Source organism: Maritalea sp., assembly GCF_051251695.1.
GTDB lineage: Bacteria > Pseudomonadota > Alphaproteobacteria > Rhizobiales > Devosiaceae > Maritalea.
On sequence record NZ_JBPOEU010000076.1, the window covers coordinates 1 to 2881 of the forward strand.

A 2881-nucleotide genomic window follows, 5' to 3' on the forward strand; every position below is an offset into this window, starting at 1 on the left:
CTCAACACCATTTCCGTCAGCGCTTGGGGGTTATAGGACCACTCAAAATAAGAGTCAACGACAATAACAATAAAAATTGCAGAAATATGACAGTATCATAGGGCATTTCAAACGAGGCCTAGCAACAGCCCTATGGTCGGGGCTTTCCGGTGAAGTTAGACAGAATTGATCATGTCTCACCATACCAGAGATACCATCTGTATTTGACCGCTAGCCAACAAGGTAACGAAGTTCAATTCGAAATTGTAGAACATAATCCGGCAAAATCATCATGAAGAGATTCGCTTCTACATACTTCGAGTGGCATATGCAGGATGCATTAGGTGCCCAAATTCGACCAAACATCCATTTCACACCACTCACCCAGAAAATTGTATGGGTATGGAAGCGAAGCAGCTGACGAAACTTTTGTAAGTTCGATGAGCTCTGAACTTTCTAAGTTAAACTGAACTGCCTCCAAATTGCTTTTTAGTTGATCCACAGTGCGCGCGCCCAAGAGAATGGACGCAACACCGGGGCGTGATGCAAGCCATGAAAGCGCAACATGTGATGTGGGACAATCGTGACGCTTAGCGATTATTCGAACAGTTTCGATAATATCTTGGGTTTTGTCGGTATTTCTCAAATCGTATGCTTCAACACCCCGATTCGGGTCTTCACCCAGGCGTGTCTTGCCCGTCGGTCTTTCTAAATTCGAATATTTGCCCGTTAGCCAGCCACCACCTAATGGTGACCAAGGGGTCAAAGCAATATCGTTTTCAAGACAGCAAGGCAGAACTTCATATTCAATCCCACGTTCAAGTAAATTGTATTGAGGTTGAAGTGCCGCCGGCAAAGGCAATCCATTGGCCCTTGCTGTCATGAATATCTTTTGCAGCTGCCACCCAGAGACATTTGACCAAGCTATATTTCGAATTTTACCTGCACGCACCAACTCATCGAGTGTGGAAAGAGTTTCTATGATATCAGTATGTCGATCCCACCCATGCACAAAGTACACATCAATAGTCTCGGTCTGCAGACGCTTCAAACTTGCATCAACCGAAGCCACCAGGCTGTTACGCGACGCGCCATAACTCCCAGCAGGCGGCATAAATCTCCCCTTTGTTGCAAGAACAAAGTTGTCCATACCCCCGCGTTGACGGCCCCATTTTCCAATTATTTCTTCGGATAAACCCATGCCGTAGACGTCGGCTGTGTCAATGAATATCCCTCCATGGTCTGTGTACAAATCGAGTTGCCGGAAGGCTTCTGCCTCTTCGGTTTCCACACCAAATGTCATGGTGCCCAAGGCAAATTTAGAAACGATCGGCCCACCATTCCCTAGTGGGCACGATGGCATTTCCATTATATTCGTCATGAGTTTTCCTTTTCTATATGCTGATGGCAATTGTGAGATCGGCTCATAACTCCCGTCCGAAAAACATGGTAGGTGTTAGGATAAAGCGACAAAACATTTCTGATTGAAAAGGCCATTGCATGAATGAAAAGCCCCATAATTGGGATGATCTTCGACTATTTATGGCAGTTGCCCGCGAAGGGGGACTGTCTCGCGCCGCAAAAGTAACGGGTTGCAGTCCAGCAACTCTTGGGCGAAGGATGTTGGCGCTCGAACGTACATTAAGGCGGGATCTGTTTATCCGCCATGTTGGAGGGTATAGTTTGACCTCGGCTGCAACAAATCTGTTGAATGATCTGGCAAAAGTCGAGGAAAACATTGTTGGGCTAATGCCAACAGCTGCCAACAATCATGAGCCTTTAGTGAAAGTCTCCGCGGGCACGTGGACCACCCTGGCCCTACTCAAGGATTTAGACACCATCACCGGTTGCCCCGCCGACACGCATATTCGATTCGTTTCGGCCGAATGTATACTTGATATTCCCCATCGTGAAGTGATCATCGGATTACGAAATCAGCGTCCAACCGAGAAAAGCCTCGCCGGATGCAAGCTTTCGCGCGTGGAATTCGCGCCCTATGTCACAGCTGGTGGAGGGGATACTTGGATCAAAGTTATTGCCGATACGCCTTCAGCCAGATGGCTGGAAAAGGAAATGGTTGACCAAGCTGTTTGCGAAGTCATCGCACCGCGAAACTGCCTCGATCTCGCGTTGGCAGGAAAAGGTAAAGCCTTACTCCCAACATTCATTGGTGATTCGTATACCGAATTACATCGTGCAAGCGATGTAATTCCCGAGCTTACTCATGATCAATGGATTGTCACCCATCAAGATGACCGGCATCTGCCCGAAGTTCGTCGTGTCATTAACCGGATTTGTGCGGTGTTTGAGAATCGCTCTGCCCAATAGCGTTCATTTTTTTACGCAATAAGGCGCAACGAAGTTGAACGAATTGATTCTCTATATCCGCAATATCAGTTGCGACACGTAGCCCACCATGTGGTGGTGTTTCGCAATCATAAAAGTTCTAGAAACTGCGCAAGCCACAATAGAGCTATAATAGCTATATGGACGATCGGTATCACAAACAATATTGTTTTGAATGGCTGCTTATAAGTTTTATGCCGTAATATGTGCTGACCAGCAATTGCGCCAATTGTACCGCCGAGCATTGCGAGCGTTAGCAATGATCTCTCAGAAATTCGCCGCATATGTTTTTCGGCAAAGTGCTTGTCCAATGCAAATGCGCCAAATGCCATGCAGTTAACAATAACCACATATATAGCAACAAAAACTAGCTCTGATGGCAAAAGACTAATTTGCAAGGTGATTTCCTACTTTCGAGGTGTCGGTATCTCATTCTACAAACAAACACGAAAGATGGAATAGGTCGCCTGGTTTTAGTGTTCGTCGCCATCATTCTAGCCCCCCCTTCTTTTCGCGCGCACAGCAAAACGCCCCCAGCGTTTTCACACTGGGGGCG

General features: G+C 46.9%; 3 protein-coding genes. 1 reads left to right on the forward strand and 2 read right to left on the reverse strand.

Going from position 1 to position 2881, the window contains the following annotated elements:
• Positions 1-319: 319 nt before the first annotated feature.
• The gene (locus tag ACSHWX_RS18045) at positions 320-1360 is read right to left on the reverse strand and encodes an aldo/keto reductase (protein ID WP_435669597.1); all 1041 of its coding nucleotides are present in this window, start codon (positions 1358-1360) and stop codon (positions 320-322) included.
• A gap of 119 nt (positions 1361-1479) precedes the next feature.
• Here ACSHWX_RS18045 and ACSHWX_RS18050 point away from each other — a divergent pair, with 119 nt between their 5' ends.
• Positions 1480-2307 carry a LysR family transcriptional regulator gene (locus ACSHWX_RS18050; RefSeq protein WP_435669598.1) on the forward strand — a complete coding sequence of 276 codons (828 nt, stop codon included), beginning with the start codon at positions 1480-1482 and terminating at the stop codon, positions 2305-2307.
• Between the two features lie 107 nt (positions 2308-2414).
• Here the strand turns inward: ACSHWX_RS18050 and ACSHWX_RS18055 are convergent, their stop codons facing one another.
• On the reverse strand, positions 2415-2657 hold the full coding sequence (locus ACSHWX_RS18055) for a DUF1294 domain-containing protein (RefSeq protein ID WP_435669599.1): 243 nt from the start codon (positions 2655-2657) through the stop codon (positions 2415-2417).
• Positions 2658-2881 lie beyond the last annotated feature (224 nt).

Bases quoted from the DNA above. Each gene is read 5' to 3' on its own strand.
- ACSHWX_RS18050 (WP_435669598.1), top strand. From the start codon at position 1,480: ATGAATGAAAAGCCCCATAATTGGGATGATCTTCGACTATTTATGGCA.
- ACSHWX_RS18055 (WP_435669599.1), bottom strand. From the start codon at position 2,657: ATGGCATTTGGCGCATTTGCATTGGACAAGCACTTTGCCGAAAAACAT.
- ACSHWX_RS18045 (WP_435669597.1), bottom strand. From the start codon at position 1,360: ATGACGAATATAATGGAAATGCCATCGTGCCCACTAGGGAATGGTGGG.